The following is a 16,467-nucleotide window of genomic DNA, read 5'->3' as shown; positions in this document are numbered from 1 at the left end:
CGATGCGTCCAGTGCCGGGTGATGAGGGCCTGTCGGCACCGATGTTCGATGCAAATGCTGAGCTTTTTCTGGAAAAACGCGCAATCGACAAGCCGCCGTTCGAGGCGCTCTACGAGCACTTGCTGACCAAGACCTACGCTGATTCGCGAATCGTTGCGGTACCGACCCGTGATGAAGATCGCAAAAGCCGCCTGAAACGCTGGTATGCCTTCGAGTCGGCCGGCATGGATCTGCTGATGGTGGCGGGTTTTTTCGTCCCGGTGCTCGGCGCCATGCTGGCCGTGGTGGCGGTGGGTCAATTGCTGCACGAAGCGTTTGTTGCCGTCGAGGACTGGACCCACGGCGAAACCGAGGAAGCCCTGAACCACGTGTTCGAGATCGGTGAAAACCTTGCGGCGATGGCGGTGCTGGGCGCGGCTGTACACTATGCGCCGCGCGTGCTGCCATCGTCGTTCGTGGAAAGCCTGGCCTCGGTGAAACTGCCCAACGGCCTGACCCGGTTATGGAAGCCCGATCTCGCGCGGTTCCGGCAGAAGGTTGTTCTGCCTTCCCGGGCGGCCTCCGATGCTCAGGGCTTGATCAAGGCTGAAGGTAAAACCTGGTTGCCTTTGGCCGGAGCGGTCTATCGCATAGAGTTCGATACAGCCTTGAACAAGTGGCGCGTCGAACATCCCGGCGACCTCGCATCACACTCGCCCGTGCTTGAGCACAATGGCGAAGGGGCGTGGCGTTTTGAAGGCGAAAACCCCATGGGCTGGGATGAAACCGTCGCATTGAAACGCTTGAACGCCGACCATGAAGCGTTAACCGATGAAACGGTAGACCGACTGCTGCGGATCACCGGGGTGGATGAAGCTGTCTTGCGGCAAGTGCATGTGGAGAATTTGCCGGCGCCGGCCTTGCTGAGCGATGCGGCGCACCGCTTTGGCGCCGAACAGCAAGTGGAAACGTTCATTGCACAGATGCTCAGCCAGCCGGACCACGTGACTGCATGGCGTATCGAGCCTTTCCTGAAATTGCTGACGACAATGCCACGCTGGCCTGAGAAGGTGGCATTGCGATTGCTGGACGGGCAGGGCGCAATACTGGACACCTGGAATGCCCATCCCGGCGTACATTCGGTCATTCAGGCCACTTACACGCCGGGCAGCATGAATGCTCTGCTGGAAACCATACTGGACGGCCTCTCTGCGGATGAAGCCGAGTGGTTGCTCGGCGAAGTCGTCGACACGAAGGAGGCCAGAGTCTTGTGCCTTGCCCGGATTTTCTCCAGGCAGGTTGAAGCGCAGAAAGGCTCGCTGCGTGACGAAATCCATGGCCTGCAAAGCGTATCCAGCGATCCGCTGGTCAGGCTGGTCCGGCGTGATTTTCCGGCGCTGCCGGACGTTGCCTGCAAGGAACTGCTTGGTACGGCAACTCAAGCGCAGCAAACACGCATGATTTCAGCCCAGCGTCTGCCACTGCCAATCGCCGAGCAGGCGCGTGAATATCTCCAGCAGTTACGCCTCAACCGCGCCAACGAAGGTTTTTTCCTCAAGGTAACGGATAACCCGGATACCGCTACTGCAGGATTCAAGCTGCTGCCCAACCTGTCAGGTTGGCCCACCGACATTGCCCTTGAAGTGCGTGATGCCACCTTCACAGGGACACTTCTCGACAGCCTGGGCGACATCAGCAACGCTGATTTGCATTCCATTCTTACCAAGACCGAAACCGGTTATCAGGCGTTTGACCGTCACGGAAATTCACTGGGTCAGGCCGGTCAGTCATTTTTCACGGCATTACTTGACGCAATGCCGCACCCCGTTTTACGTGACATCGGCCTCCCGGAAGGCGCGGGGGAGCAGATGCTGCGTTCCCGGCTGGGGCATCTGGCCGTGCAGCAACGCGAGACGCTCGCCAGGATGATCGGCATCCAGCCGATCAAGCCCGGCTTTAAATGGCCGCAACGTCTGGCCGACGGACGCACCGGTTATCCCATGAGTGGGCGTATGCGAGCGCTGTTCAAAAAGATGGGCTTAGGCGCTGCACGCTATTCTCCCGAACTGGCAGTCAAACGTCTTTATCCGGGGTTTTCCGAAGATGAGGTAACCCGCTTTCTCGACAGGGTGAAGGCCGGGTACACGGGGCCCTTCGGACATTTGCGGGCGTTCATCAGACGCCATCTTGATCAACTGGCGGTCGAGTACAAAACCATCGAGCAATCGCTTGAACAATGGTCGGAGTCTCCGCATATCCCGTTTGTTACCACACAGGCCCGACGTGTCCTGGCGGCTCGTCTGCGCAACTGCTGGAAGCGCGCAGGTGATCGAGTTCCCCTGGAAAACAGCACGGACGTCGCCTACAAGCTGGCAGTGAATGACCTGGCCATTGGGTCTTTACCGCAGCTCATCGGTAATTGGGACCATGTTGGCGTGCTGGAGCTCAAACGACTCGATCTGCATAACTCTGAAACCGACGCCTTCCTGAGGCACTTCAGGGGCGCGTTCTGGCTCAGCCTTCGCGACAACAACCTGACGGGAGTACCGGCGGCTCTGGTCCAGATGCCACGGCTTGAACGTTTGTCGTTGTCTGAGAACCCTCTGGTTCTGGACCAGATTTCTGCCATGCGTTTGAGTAGCTGCACTGGGTTGAAATCCCTTGATCTGGGCAACTGTCCGGTCGGTGCCCAACTGCACAGGCTTAACCCCTTCACCCAGTTGCGCAATCTCAGCCTGCGCGCCACCGGTATTGAAGTGTTGCCGGGCTGGATCTGGCGTTGTGAGCGTTTGAATCATCTGGACTTGCGCCACAATCAGATATCAGAACTCAGCGAAGAAACGTTGCACCATCTGGCCCGGCCCGGTCTCCTGCCGCAGTTGCATGACAACCCTATCAACGAGCCAAGCCTGGCCAGGGCGCGCAGGATGTTAAGCAATGAGGAGTTGCAGCGTATGGGGCTTAACCCGGCAAGAGTGCATATCGATGAGGCTTTGCCGCCCGCAACCTTCTGGCTCACGGGAATGCCCGCCGAACAATTGCAGACCCGGCTTATGCAATGGAGCGATCTGCAGGCGGAACCCTATGGTGAGGAATTCTTCCGGGTGCTTCATGAGTTGACCGCCTCGGCTGACTTCACAAATAACCGGGCAGTGCTGACGCGACGCGTGTGGAACCTGATCGATGCGACCAGTGAAACAGCAGAGCTGCGCGAAGAATTGTTTGAAATGGCTGCCCACCCGGTGACCTGTGGCGATGGGGTGGCCATCGTCTTCAGTAATCTGGAAACCCATGCAGCGGTATTCCGAATCAAGACGACTCTCTCCGCTGCCGATCAGCCGGAGCAAGTGTTCAAGTTGGTCAGAGGGCTGGAACGGTTGGATGAAGTGGAACAGGCCGCCCTGCAACTGATCACTGTGCGCAGATCAGCTAATATTTCCGTGGACGAGGCTGAAATCCGACTGGCCTTGAGAGTCGGCCTCACGAAATTTCTGGATCTGCCATTCCAGCCCGAAGGGATGTTGTACAACCGCTTGGCGGGGATTTCGCAAGCAATGCTCAATGATACTTATGCGCAAATTATCGCCAGGGAAAGCACGCCGGAATTTTTGCAATCGCTGATCGCCCGGGAGTTCTGGATGACTTTTCTGGAGCATCGATACGCAGAAAACTTCGCACCGCTCAAAGCCCGTTTTCAGACTCGTATGGGCGCATTGGACAACCACATGTCTGGCTTGACGGATGCACAGTATCTGGAGCAGATCGAGGTGATCCAGCGTGAGCGGACCACGGCTTTGAATGCTTTGGCCTGCCGGCTGTCACTGGATATTCAAGTGGCTGTTGTACGCGAAGAGCTGGCTGCGCTTTCCGCCGGCTAGCAGCATCAGGAGTAACAGAGTCCTCAAAAATGCAGGCTGAACGTGTGGCAGATGACGGATGTGATGGGGATCAGCTGCCAACGCCAGCCTGAAAGATAACCGACGCCGAGTGCACCTCAGCGTCGGTTTTTCAACGGGGTGACTCTTAGAACTTGGCTTCAACATCCAGTTGCAGCGTGTTGGCGTCTGCGTCGCGCTGACTGGCCACGGCGTAGTCGGCCTTGGTCAGGAAGTAAGTAGCGCCGACGGAGAAGTTCTTGTCGATTTCGTAACCGACCTTGAACTTGTGACCGCGCGAGCCGGTAGTGCCGTTGGCGAAGTCCGAGTCAGTGAAGGCACCGACAACAGCATTACGCTGAGTATCGCGGTAGTTGTAGTCCAGACCGAAGCCAAACACCTTGGTCTTCACACCCGCCAACCAGGCAGTGTCCTGATCGTCAGTGCTGTCATTGTTGACGATGTACTGGCCGTACAGCGCCAGCGGCAAGCCAAGACCGCTGATATCGATCTGGCCGAAACCTTCGTACAGACGGAACTGATTGGTGGTGTTGCCGTTGACGCGCAGGGCCGCACTGTCCTTGTCATTGTCGAAGGCATAGACGCTACCGCCCAGCGTGACTTTCAGGTTGTCGGTTGGTGCGAAGCGAGCGCCCAACTGGCCAGCGGTCATGCTCAAGTCGTGACGGAACTGCGTGCCTTCGCCGTCGATGTTGTCCTTGAGAGTGTAATAACCGGCGCTGCCGAACAGCTCTGTCTTGCCACCCAGTGGCAGGCTGTAAGTAGTTGCCAGACCTTCAGGGTTGATGTCGCCATCCCAGATCACGTCGCCCATGCTGACCCACGGCTGGTTCATTTTGCCGCCGATCACGTGCAGGTTCTTGACCGCAGTCGGCGCGTAATCGATGAAGCCCAGGTCCAGCCACAGATCCTTCTTGACGAAATAGCCGTCCAGATCCTGGTTGGTGGAGCGCGCATCGCTGCTGCCACCGGTGGCGATACGAATGCCGGTGCTCACCTGCGGATTGATTTCGGTATAGGCGCCCAGACGAGCACGAATACGTTGACGATCCTTGTCCTGGCTGTTGGTCTGGCCATCGATATTGATGGTTTCCTGACGAACGCGCACATCACCCTTGAACTGAGTCTTGGTCGCCCAGGCAACTTTCTGTTCGAAAGCGGCCTGAGAAGCCGATTTAGTGTTTTGGACGTCGGCGAGCGCTTGCTTCTGAGCCTGCTGGTCTTTCGCCAGTTCGGTCTGCAACTCGGCATATTGAGCCTGGTTGATCGAGCCGTTGGCCCTGAGCATGTCGAGCAGTTTAGCGTCGACTGCGGCATTGGCTGGAACACTCATGGCCAATACCAGGCCACCGCAAAGGGCCGCCGCAGTTTGTGCAGAAACAAGACGCATATCAATCTCCATAACTTGATAAAGGATGACGGCAGGCCATCCCGGAAAAACCGCCCCACGGTCAGAGCGCGAATGAGGGTTAGTGCCCCCGGTTCTAAAAACTGGCGCCAGTATCGCCGTGAGTTATTACAGAAAAGTGGCAAAGCGGTGGCACGTCGATGACAATGCAACCTTTCCTCAAAGGTGCGGTCCAGAGCCTTTCGCGGGGATTTTGGACGGGGACCGTAAGGACGGTCTTCGGATGTTTGATCAGAATGAGATGCACTATCCGGCTATGTCACCACCAGGAAGCAGAGTCCGTACCGTGGGGTTATTACCAAACGCCTCGTGGAATAAACCATGTCAGAGACATCTGTTAACGATCAAACGCCGGATATTACTTTCTATAGTGAAACCTATCCCAATCAGGAAATTCTAAAACAACGCCTGCCGCAGTGGTTTACCCGTTACAGGCCGGAAACAGCAACGTTACAAATGGAGCTGTACAAGAGTCAGCTGAAAAGCCTGGCGGCCCAGACAGAATTTGCCGCGCTGATTAAATCGCTCAAGTCCGTGCATGAGTTTGCCAGGCCGCTATTGAATCAGAAGATGCTTGAGCAATTCAAAGTTAGAGCGGATTGCACGCAGATTACGCTTGAAGAAGTCATCTCCATCGCGCCACTCGACGTGACCAGAACTTCAATACTTTCGGCCAGCTTGTTCAATTTTGACGTTGATAAAGTCTTGAACGAAGGTTCCGTTCTACGCTACACGCCGCCTGAAGCTCCGCCCGCTGTCGCCCGGTTTGATAATGGTGTCAGGGACGATATCTGCGGTGCGCAAATCTCCTGCTCTTCCGGCCTCGTCAATGTCGATCCGAACGCTTTTGCAAGAATGTGTCGATCACTGGATCTTGGCGGCCAATATCAGACTCATCTCGACAGCGTATTTAAATTGACCGCAATTGCCGGGCAAATTGCCGAAGCGTTTACCCTCAAGGAGCGCACTCGATTTGAAGTGCTAAGCCATATTGCACGGATGAAAGACGACGTAAGCCAGGAGGCCTATGAGGTCTTGCTCAAGGTGGCAAGGAATGATGACAGGCCCGTGTGGCGGGGAGGTCCGGTTTTTTTCAATACATTCGAAATTCTTGATCAACACCTCACGGGCGGTTTCATGGGCGGCGTCTTTCAGGGCGTCGTCATGATTGAGTCACATGCGCAAGTCGTCTGGCCAGCCTCGGGTCCCGGCGCCGCACCCTCCCTTGAACTGTTACGTTTTGGCGAACCCGGCCATGATTTTCCGGTAGTGGTATATATGCCTGGTGACCCTGCTCATCCACTCAAGGAGTACCCGACTGCCTGGCATTTTTTTGTTGAGTTGCTGGGCAGGTTTACCGAACCATCCTTGCGCAACTATTTCGCGCGGTTTATTCGTTTACAGTACCGCAGCCTTTTTCTGGACAAGATAAGCGCGGCGGCAGGAAGTAGAGATCCTTTGCAGGATATTTGGCCGCGATGGATGCGCCAGCAAGGTCAGCCATTTCAATTACTCTACGATCAGGCGGTGAGTAATATTTATGCCGACGCCGAAGTACTTGCAGTACCTGTCAGTGAAAAGACAAACGTATCCACGACTGGCGCCTGGCAGATATTCAAATCAGTTGCCCATGTCGGATTCGACCTGGCTGATGTTTTTTTACCGGCCTCTGAAGTTCGAAACCTGGTAGAGGATGCCTTCATTGGTGTCGAAAACTGGAGCGACGGCGAAACCGGGAAAGCACTGGGTCAGCTCTACACGATCGGCAAGGATATCGTTCTTGCGGCAGTACCCAAAGTTGCCAGGGAAGTCGAGCGACTGGAAAAAATTTATGAGGATGGAAAACAGGCGCTTGAGTATCTTCAGGATTTACTCGAACCCTCAGCGAATAACTCCGATAGCTCAGCGGCCGGACAGTCGCGAGTTGACCAGGACGAGATTGTCGAACTTGAACGCAATGAGGTGCAGCTGGTACCGAATTCAGCGAAGCCTTCGGCATTTATCGAAAGTCTGGTTCAGGTCAAGTCCGGTCCCGGTTCGACTCGGTTGTGGAAACCCAGCCTGGATTCCTTCGAACGGCACGGTTTGCCAAAGGGTACATTCCTCAACAGTCGCAGCCTGTTCACGGCCAGCAGCAAAACCTGGTTGGTAATGGGAGATCATTGTTACGAGGTTGGATTCGATTCGGCATTGAGCAAATGGCGCATCCTGAATCCCGACAGCGCGCAACCCTATTCACCCGTTCTGGAAACCAACGATGTCGGTGCCTGGCGTTTCGAGGGTGAAAGCCCGATGGGTTGGGATGTCTACACCGCATTCCGACGTTTGCATGGTGACCTGGTGCTGCTTGCTGACGACACTATCCGGCAGATTCTACGGGTTACCGAGGCAGACGAAGCCCTGTTACGGCAAATCCATGTGGATAAGCTGGTCCCTCCGGCGTTGTTGATTGATTGCGCCCAACGCTTTCTGCTTGATCATCAAGTGACTGAGTTCATCGCCTTGATGATGGAAATAAGTACGTTTGATCGGAATCGCGAAGGTGATGATTTTTTCGTGCGCAGGATCGAACCGTATCTCGACTTTCTGGTGAAGCTGCCTGGCTGGCCGGATGATCGAGTACTGCGCCGCCTGGATGGGCAAGGGACGATTTTGAGTATTCACGCACCGACCAACAACACAGCGCGCACGATCGATGTGACGTATATCCCCGGAAAAATGACGGCATTCCTGGATGCGCTGGTGATCGGGCTGTCGCCGGAGGAGGTCGAACTGTTGCTGGTCGATTACCAGGGGGCGCAAACCCGCAGCCAATATCTTGCAATGCGCATTGCCTTCGAAGCAGAGGGCAGACGAGCGCTGCTTCTTGAATCGTGCCATGCCGCTGGAAATCGCTCGACCGACCCTTTGGTCAGACTCGTGAAGCGCGACTTTCCGAGCCTGCCCGATTGCGTTGCGAGAGAGATTGTCAGTTGTGCCGATCGCACGGAAAGTCGCCGTATGGTAACCACCGGGCGCATCCCGTTGCGCATCGGCGAGCTGGCTCGCGAGTATCTGCAACACCTGCGTTTAAACCGGGCGCTGGAGTGTTTTTATCTGCACATCGAGAGTGCCGACAGCGCCACCGTGGCCTTGGGCTTGATCAACTCGGTACCTGACTGGCCGCAGGACGCGGTGTTTGAAGTCCGTAACAACACCTTCGATGGTGAGAGGCTGTTTCGTTCGGGCGGCAGCGATGCAACGCAAGGCGACCCGCCGCTGGTGTTTGTCAAATCCGGTGCCGATTATGAAATGTTCAACGACCGGGGCCAGCGCGTTCACCTTGATAGCAAAGGGTTGCATGACACCCTGGCGAGGGCCTTGTCCGATCAGGCGAGCCTGACCCGCGACGTGAGCAAGCTGGAGCTTGCCCTGGGAGACATAGCGACGACGCAGCGCAGCAGGGTCAAAAGGCTCCTGGGCATGCGCCAGATCAAGCCGGGGATCAAATGGCCTTCGCGTCTGGCGGATGGGCGTGTGGGCTATCCATTAAGCGGTCGCCTGCGTGGGCTGTTCGACAAGTTCCGCAGCAACGCGCAAGCTTTTTCGCCGCAGATGGCGGTGAAAAATCTGTATCCGCAGTTCACGCCTCGCGAGGTCAGGAAGTTTCTTGAAAAATTATCGATGACATTTACCGGAACGGCCCACGAGAAACAGAACCATGTGAGAGCCCGGCTGAATGAGCTTGCGGAGCAATACACCCGACTGGAAAGCGCACTGGACAGCTGGTTGACCGAGGTCAAGCTGGCGCAGCCGGGGCAACTGCCCGGTGCCACCATCGATGGACGCGAAGTTGCCAGGAGGCTGATATTGTCTTGCTGGCGAAGGGAGCCAGCGTCCGTGATCAATCCCGCAGCCCAGGATTGGGCACATAAACTCGACCTCAGCGGCCTGGCGATTGGATCGTTGCCGGTGATAGAGGCGAACTTCAATCACGTCCATGCCTTGACGCTGGAGAATATGGCGCTGACCGCCGACAGTGTCGAGGTATTCCTCAGGCGTTTCCCCGAGGCGCGGTGGCTATCGTTGAGAGGCAACCTGCTGGACGCGGTTCCAGCAACATTGGCCCGATTGTCCACTTTGAAACGCCTGGTCCTGAGCAATAACCCCATCAGTATCGACGGCGAAGGCATGCAATACCTGCAACGGCTGAGCGCGCTGGAGACGCTGGTACTTGAGGGCCAGAGTATCAATATCCCGGTGGCCATCGACGTCAGCCGCTGGCCGGCACTGGTGGAGCTCAAACTCAGGAATTGTGGACTCGCCATCATGCCGTTCGGGTTGGGTGTGTACGAGCCGCTACGCCATGTCGATCTACGGCACAACTGGATCGCCGACATCGATGACGCGGCTTTCAGCTCCATCGCCTCGCGCGCCAACCTCTACGTGCGGCTGCATCAGAACCCTCTCAATGAGCAAACCATTGCTCGCGCCGAACGCGTCTTTGATCCTGTGAGGCTGGTGCGCATGGGCATTGTGAGTTTGCCCGACCTGCCTGGGCATGGTCAGCCAGTTGCTCAATGGCTGGCAGAAACCGGCAGGGAAGAGCAGCGCGTGCGCTGGAGTGACCTGCAGCTTGAAGCCGGCGGGGAGGCGTTTGTCCAGCTGGTTAATGACATGTTCCTGACTGCGGACTACCGGGACAATCGGCGGGTATTGACTAGCCGTCTCTGGCGCATGATCGATGCAATGGCCAATTCCTACCCGTTGCAGGAAGAGCTGTTCGCACTGGCCGCTCACCCTCAAACCTGTGGCGATGGCGCCATGATCATCTTCAATCAGCTGGACGTTCGCGTGTTGGTGCACGAACTGGAATCCAGGCAGGGAGGCGTCTCGCCTGTCGACATGTTCAGACTGATCCGTGGGTTGGAGCGCCTGTCGGAACTGGAGAAAATTGCCCTTGAAGACTTCAATTCGAGGGTTTCAGACCAGCCAGGGCTGGATCAGGTCGAGGTCAGGCTCATTTACCCCACGCTGTTGCGTGATGCGCTTGAGCTGCCGGGTCAGGCTCAGACAATGCTGTTTGAATCCATTTCAGGGGTTACCCAGCAGATGCTGGATCGCGCCAGGGATCGGGTGCTTGCCAGGGAAGGCACGGAGGAGTTCTTTGACTCCATGATTGCTCGCAAGGACTGGATAACGTTTCTGGAAGAGCACTATCCGCAACGTTTCGAGAGAATGAATCAACCGTTCCATGATCGTCAGGATGCCCTCGACGCTGCACGAGAAACCCTTACCGACGAGGCCTATCTGCTCGGTACGAACAGATTGCTTCAAGAGCGGCAGGAGTCGGTCGCCATTCTGGCGTCGCTCTTGACCAGACAGATAGCTCAGTCCGCGTCGGTACCCGACTGACCCAGGTTCGGACACGGTGGTCGTGAACAATCGGCGGCAATGAGGGATACTCGCGGGCACGTCTGCTGATCCTGGGGAATTGCGCATGTCCGTACAGACCACCGACAGCCTGAGCAGGATCGCGTCCTCGCAATGGGACGCGCTTGTGCCGGGCGATCAGCCTTTTCTGCGCCACGCCTTTCTCAGTTCTCTTGAGGATAGCGGCAGCCTCGGCCCGCGCTCGGGATGGCGGGCCGAACACCTGCTCGATTTTCAGGACGGGCAACTGGTCGCAGCCATGCCCGCCTATCGCAAATGGCATTCCTACGGCGAGTATGTGTTCGATCACAGCTGGGCCGACGCCTGTCGTCGCGCCGGCATTGCGTATTACCCGAAACTGCTGGTGGCGGTGCCGTTCAGTCCGGTCAGCGGGCCGCGTATCCTGTGCGCCTCACCCGAAGCCGGTATCGAATTGCTCAACAGCTTGCCGGGGTATTTGCAGGAGCAGGAGCTGTCCAGCGCCCACATCAATTTCACCGATCCGCTGGCCGATGCCTTCCTGGCCGAGCAACCCGGATGGCTGCAACGTTATGGTTGCCAGTTTCATTGGCAGAATCGCGGCTATCGGGATTTTCAGGATTTCCTCGACGCCTTGAGTTCGCGCAAGCGCAAACAGATGCGCAAGGAACGCGAGCAAGTCGCGGGGCAGGGCATCGAGTTCGAGTGGCTTGAAGGTCATCAGCTGAGCGAGGCGCTGTGGGATTTTGTCTACGCCTGTTATTCCAATACCTACGAGATTCGTGGGCAGTCGCCGTACCTGACGCGGGAATTCTTCAGTCTGCTGGCCGAACGTATGCCAGAAGCAATTCGGGTGGTTTTGGCGCGTCAAGGCTCACGGCCGGTCGCCATGGCGTTCAGCCTGTTGGGTGGCGGCAGTTTTTACGGCCGTTATTGGGGATGCCTGGCAGAGTTTGATCGCCTGCATTTCGAGACTTGTTTCTACCAGGGCATGGATTACGCCATCGCCAAGGGCTTGCAGCGTTTCGACGCGGGCGCGCAGGGCGAGCACAAATTGATTCGCGGCTTTGAACCGGTCATCACCCGCTCGTGGCACTACCTGACCCATCCGGGTTTGAAAGACGCGGTGACTGATTTTCTCGAACAGGAGCGCGTGGGCATATTGGCGTACGCCGAAGATGCGCGCGGGGCGTTGCCGTATCGGCAGACCTTGGGATGAGGTCAACTTGTGGGAGCGAGCTTGCTCGCGAAAAATGTCTAGACACCACATTTATCCAGACAGCACGGGTTATCGTTGAAGTCCTTCGCGAGCAAGCTCGCTCCCACAATTTCGAAACTGGCGCGATCTCACAATCAACCATCCAATCAGTTATCCATCCAGTCAATCAATCCCCACAAACCCACCGGTCTGGTGCTGCCACAGCCTTGCATACAAACCGCCGTGTGCCAGCAGTTCGGCATGGGTGCCGCTTTCCGCAATCTGGCCGCGTTCCAGAACCACCAGGCGATCCATGCGGGCGATTGTGGACAAGCGGTGGGCGATGGCGATCACGGTCTTGCCCTGCATGAGCGTTTCGAGACTTTCCTGAATGGCTGCTTCGACTTCCGAGTCCAGCGCTGAGGTCGCCTCGTCCATGATCAGAATCGGCGCATCCTTGAGCAGCACCCGCGCAATGGCAACGCGCTGGCGCTGACCGCCGGAGAGCTTGACGCCGCGCTCGCCGACATGCGCATCGAATCCGGTCCGACCTTCAGCATCCGACAGCAACGGGATGAACTCATCGGCGCGGGCCTTGTGCACGGCTTCCCATAATTGTTCATCGGTTGCATCGGGTTTGCCGTACAGCAGATTGTCGCGAATCGAACGGTGCAGCAGCGACGTGTCCTGAGTGATCATGCCGATTTTTTCCCGCAGGCTTTCCTGCGCTACGTGGGAAATGTCCTGGCCGTCGATGAGAATCCGGCCGTCCTGCACGTCGTACATGCGCAGCAACAGGTTCACCAACGTCGATTTGCCCGCGCCAGAAGGGCCGATCAAACCGATTTTTTCACCGGGTTTGATATCCAGGTTCAGGCCGTGAATGATCCCGTTGCCGTTGCCATAGTGGAAATCAACGCCGTCGAATTTCACGCCGCCTTTGTCCACTTCCAGGCGCGGTGCGGTTTCGCGATCAGTGACGCTGACCGGTTGCGAGATGCTTTGCAGGCCGTCTTGAACCATGCCGATGTTTTCGAAGATGCCGTTGACCACCCACATGATCCAGCCCGACATGTTGACGATGCGAATCGCCAGACCGGTCGCCAGCGCAATAGCGCCCACCGAAATCAGCGATTGCGTCCACAGCCACAGCGCCAGACCGGTGGTGGTGACGATCAGAATGCCGTTCATGGTGGTGATGACGGTGTCCATGGACGTCACGACGCGGCCGGCCAGCTGGCTTTTTTCGGTCTGCTCGCTGATCGCTTCCCGAGCGTATTGCTGCTCGAAATTGGTGTGTGCGAACAGCTTGAGGGTGGTGATGTTGGTGTAGCCGTCGACAATGCGCCCCATCAATTTGGAGCGCGCATCGGACGACACCACCGAACGCTCTTTCACACGCGGCACGAAGTAACACAGGGCCAGAATGTAGGCGACGATCCACGACAGCAGCGGGATCATCAGGCGCCAGTCGGCCTCGGCAAACAGCACCAGCGCGCTGATGGCATAAATCAGCACGTGCCACAGCGCGTCCACGGCCTGGACCGCCGAATCGCGCAGTGAGTTGCCGGTCTGCATGATGCGTTGGGCGATGCGCCCGGCGAAGTCGTTCTGGAAGAACTTGATGCTCTGTTTCAGCACGTAACTGTGGTTCTGCCAGCGAATCATGCTGGTCATGCCGGGGCTGATGGTCTGATGTACCAGCAGGTCATGCAGGCCGACGAAAATCGGCCGCAGCACCAGCGCGACCACGGTCATCCAGATCAGCTCGGAGGCGTGGATGCTGAAGAAATTTTTGTCCGGAGTGCCTTGGGCAAGGTCGATGATGCGGCTTAGATAACTGAACAGCGCCACTTCGATCAGCGCGCCGATCAGGCCCACCACCAACAGCGCGGCGAAGCTTGGCCATACCTGTCGCAGGTAATAGATGTAGAAAGCGAGGACTTTATTCGGTGGGGCGTCTGTTGGTGCGTCCCGGAAGATGTCGATCAGTTTTTCGAAACGACGATAGAACATTGGCTGACGCCTGCTTGCGCGCAGGCTCTCCTTGCTTGAAGAAAACTCCCACAGTCAGACCGCGTGATCCTGACATTGCTCAGAGCAATTTCACACGGCCCGGCACATCTCGACTCAGTCGACGCGCTTGGCGGACTTGATCAGGATCGGGTCCAACGGCACGTTTTGCATGCCACCTTTGTTGCCGGCCTGGGCGTTGACGATCTGGTCGACCACGTCCATGCCTTTGACCACTTTACCGAACACGGCGTAGCCGAAATCACGCGCGCCATGATCAAGCATAGCGTTGTCATTGGTGTTGATGAAGAACTGGCTGGTGGCCGAGTTCACATCCGAAGTGCGGGCCATGGCCAGCGTGCCGCGTACGTTGTGCAGGCCGTTATCCGCTTCGTTCTTGATCGGATCCTTGGTCGGTTTTTGTGTCATCTGCGCAGTGAAACCACCGCCCTGGGCCATGAAGCCTGGAATCACGCGGTGGAAAATGGTGTTGCTGTAGAAGCCGCTGTCGACGTAGCCCAGGAAATTCTTGGTGCTGATCGGCGCCTTGGCATCGGCGAGTTCGATTTCAATCGCGCCGAAACTGGTGTCGAGCACGACGTGGGTCGGCTTGGCGGGTGCGTCAGCAGCCATCAGATTGGCGGCAAACAGCACGGAGCAGGCGGCGATAGCGATTTTTTTCAACATGGGTCAGTTGATCCTGATTGGTGGTTTCGACTGCGATCAGCAATGCGGACATGCTGTGATCCAGTGCGCAAGGTAAGCACGTTTGGCTTTTTTTGCCCAGTCTCCCTATCCAAAGGGCTTAGGCGCGGGTTGCTTCAGACCGGCACAGCATCCATGAATTCCAGCACGATGCGATTGAATTCATCGGCCTGATCCAGCGGTGTAGCGTGGCGCGAATCCTTGATGACGACCAGCTTTGCGTTGGGTATCAAGCCGACGTAAGCCTGCTTGAGCGCCACGGGCGTGTAATCCCGGTCGGCGCTGATGATCAGCGTCGGGCAAGTGATCCGTGACAATTTTTCCTGCACGCCCCAGCCGACGATGGCATCGAAACTGGCCAGGTACGCCCGTTTGTCGTTCTCGGCCCAGCGCGTGGCCATTTTAATGCGCAAAGGGTCCTGCTCAGGCTTTGGAAACAGATTTTTGCCCAGCGCCTTGCCCAGGGTTTCCATGCTCAACAAGCGGGCCAGACTCCAGCGTTTGGCCCATTGCCAGACGTCGTTGGCGCTCTTGACCTTGACCTGTGGCGCGCTGTTGACGATGCACAGGCTTTTGACCAGCGCGGGATGATCCACCGCCAGCTGAAAGCTGATCATGCCGCCCATGGACAGCCCGACCAGATGCACCGCCGGCAGATTCAAGTGCTCGATCAGCGCCAGCACATCGCCACTGAAACCACGAATGCTGTAGCGCTCCCGGGGTTTGTCCGAGCGGCCATGGCCGCGCATGTCCATGACGATGATGTGGTAACGCGCCGCCAATGCCGGGATCTGGTATTCCCAGTCCCGACAGCTGGAGCCCAGGCCGTGCAGCAGGAGCAACGGCGCGCCCTGGCCGTATTCTTCGTAATGCAGTGAGCAACCTTCATGTTCGAACCAGGCCATGGACATCTCCTTGTCAGGCTTGTTGGGGTGCTGCGAAAGGTGCGGTCAGGGGCGCGGTATCGAAAGTGCGGATCAACTCGATGAGGATCTGCGTCGCCGGGCCCAGGGGTTTGTCCTTGCTGGAGTAAAGATAGAAGGTCGGGCTGCGGCTGCCGCCTTTATCCAGCGGCAAGGCTTTGAGCACGCCTTCCTTGAGTTCACGTTCGATCAGGTGTCGCGGCAGCCACGCAAAACCCAGGCCGCTGCTGACAAAGGTGGCCGCAGTCGCCAGGCTGCCCACCGTCCAGCGTTGCTCGGCGCCAAGCCAGCCAACATCCCGCGGTTGATTACGCCCCGAGTCGCGAATCACCACTTGCAGCTGGCTTTCCAGATCCTGGAAGTTCACCTCACGCTGCAACTGATGCAACGCATGTTCTGGATGCGCGACGGCGACGAATTCCACAGTGCTCATTTCCGTGCCTAGATAACCCGGAATGCTGAAACCACTGATCGCCAGGTCGGCAACCCCTTCAAGCAGCACTTCTTCCACGCCGGACAGCACTTCCTCGCGCAGCCGCACCCGACAGCCGCGGCTCTGGGGCATGAACGCAGTCAGGGCCCTGACCAGGCGCGCGTTGGGGTACGCCGCGTCCACCACCAACCGCACTTCGGCTTCCCAACCTTGCTCCATGTGATGCGCGAGGTCTTCGAGTTGACTGGCCTGCTTGACCAATTGCCGCGAGCGGCGCAGCAACACGTTGCCGGCTTCGGTGAGCACCGCCTTGCGCCCGTCGATACGCAGCAACGGCACACCGAGTTGATCCTGCATGCGCGCCACGGTGTAACTCACCGATGACTGCGAGCGATGCAGGGCCTCGGCGGCCTGGGCGAAACCGCCATGGTCGACCACGGCTTGCAAGGTGCGCCATTGATCAAGGGTCACGCGGGGCGCTTTCATCTGTAGCTCCTTTTTACGCTTTGTCCTAATCTGCC

The 16,467-nt window shown here is 57.5% G+C and carries 8 protein-coding genes; 3 read left to right on the top strand and 5 right to left on the bottom strand.

Features of this window, described 5'->3' with window-relative positions:
- On the top strand, window positions 1–3,857 hold a 3,857-nt coding region (locus ACP7E4_RS28590), incomplete at its 5' end, for an NEL-type E3 ubiquitin ligase domain-containing protein (protein ID WP_426119390.1).
- A 145-nt stretch (window positions 3,858–4,002) separates the two neighbouring features.
- On the opposite strand, the gene ACP7E4_RS28585 is transcribed toward ACP7E4_RS28590, so the two are convergent.
- Window positions 4,003–5,265, bottom strand: a complete 1,263-nt coding sequence (locus ACP7E4_RS28585) for a putative porin (protein ID WP_065831766.1) — start codon at window positions 5,263–5,265, stop codon at window positions 4,003–4,005.
- A gap of 339 nt (window positions 5,266–5,604) precedes the next feature.
- Here ACP7E4_RS28585 and ACP7E4_RS28580 point away from each other — a divergent pair, with 339 nt between their 5' ends.
- Together ACP7E4_RS28580 and ACP7E4_RS28575 are read left to right on the top strand one after the other, a co-directional pair.
- Complete coding sequence (locus tag ACP7E4_RS28580) at window positions 5,605–10,677, top strand: NEL-type E3 ubiquitin ligase domain-containing protein (protein WP_426119389.1); 5,073 nt, start codon at window positions 5,605–5,607, stop codon at window positions 10,675–10,677.
- Window positions 10,678–10,762: 85 nt separating this feature from the next.
- Window positions 10,763–11,893: a GNAT family N-acetyltransferase gene (locus ACP7E4_RS28575; RefSeq protein WP_426119388.1), complete on the top strand. Its 1,131-nt coding sequence runs from the start codon at window positions 10,763–10,765 to the stop codon at window positions 11,891–11,893.
- 162 nt (window positions 11,894–12,055) lie between these two features.
- On the opposite strand, the gene ACP7E4_RS28570 is transcribed toward ACP7E4_RS28575, so the two are convergent.
- The 4 genes from ACP7E4_RS28570 to ACP7E4_RS28555 form a co-directional block, all read right to left on the bottom strand.
- Window positions 12,056–13,888, bottom strand: coding sequence for an ABC transporter ATP-binding protein (locus tag ACP7E4_RS28570; RefSeq protein WP_426119386.1), 1,833 nt, complete (start codon window positions 13,886–13,888; stop codon window positions 12,056–12,058).
- 114 nt (window positions 13,889–14,002) lie between these two features.
- Window positions 14,003–14,572: a peptidylprolyl isomerase gene (locus ACP7E4_RS28565; protein WP_426119385.1), complete on the bottom strand. Its 570-nt coding sequence runs from the start codon at window positions 14,570–14,572 to the stop codon at window positions 14,003–14,005.
- A 134-nt stretch (window positions 14,573–14,706) separates the two neighbouring features.
- Window positions 14,707–15,495, bottom strand: a complete 789-nt coding sequence (locus tag ACP7E4_RS28560) for an alpha/beta fold hydrolase (protein WP_426119383.1) — start codon at window positions 15,493–15,495, stop codon at window positions 14,707–14,709.
- Window positions 15,496–15,508: 13 nt separating this feature from the next.
- Complete coding sequence (locus tag ACP7E4_RS28555; RefSeq protein ID WP_426119381.1) at window positions 15,509–16,432, bottom strand: LysR family transcriptional regulator; 924 nt, start codon at window positions 16,430–16,432, stop codon at window positions 15,509–15,511.
- Between the last annotated feature and the right edge of the window lie 35 nt (window positions 16,433–16,467).

Source organism: Pseudomonas sp. DSP3-2-3, from assembly GCF_049898225.1.
Classification (GTDB): Bacteria; Pseudomonadota; Gammaproteobacteria; order Pseudomonadales; family Pseudomonadaceae; genus Aquipseudomonas.
This window is presented reverse-complemented; position numbering and strand designations above follow the sequence as displayed.

Excerpts from the sequence above, each read along its gene's own strand:
- ACP7E4_RS28585 (WP_065831766.1), bottom strand. The coding sequence starts at position 5,265 with ATGCGTCTTGTTTCTGCACAAACTGCGGCGGCCCTTTGCGGTGGCCTG.
- ACP7E4_RS28580 (WP_426119389.1), top strand. The coding sequence starts at position 5,605 with ATGTCAGAGACATCTGTTAACGATCAAACGCCGGATATTACTTTCTAT.
- ACP7E4_RS28575 (WP_426119388.1), top strand. The coding sequence starts at position 10,763 with ATGTCCGTACAGACCACCGACAGCCTGAGCAGGATCGCGTCCTCGCAA.
- ACP7E4_RS28570 (WP_426119386.1), bottom strand. The coding sequence starts at position 13,888 with ATGTTCTATCGTCGTTTCGAAAAACTGATCGACATCTTCCGGGACGCA.
- ACP7E4_RS28565 (WP_426119385.1), bottom strand. The coding sequence starts at position 14,572 with ATGTTGAAAAAAATCGCTATCGCCGCCTGCTCCGTGCTGTTTGCCGCC.
- ACP7E4_RS28560 (WP_426119383.1), bottom strand. The coding sequence starts at position 15,495 with ATGGCCTGGTTCGAACATGAAGGTTGCTCACTGCATTACGAAGAATAC.
- ACP7E4_RS28555 (WP_426119381.1), bottom strand. The coding sequence starts at position 16,432 with ATGAAAGCGCCCCGCGTGACCCTTGATCAATGGCGCACCTTGCAAGCC.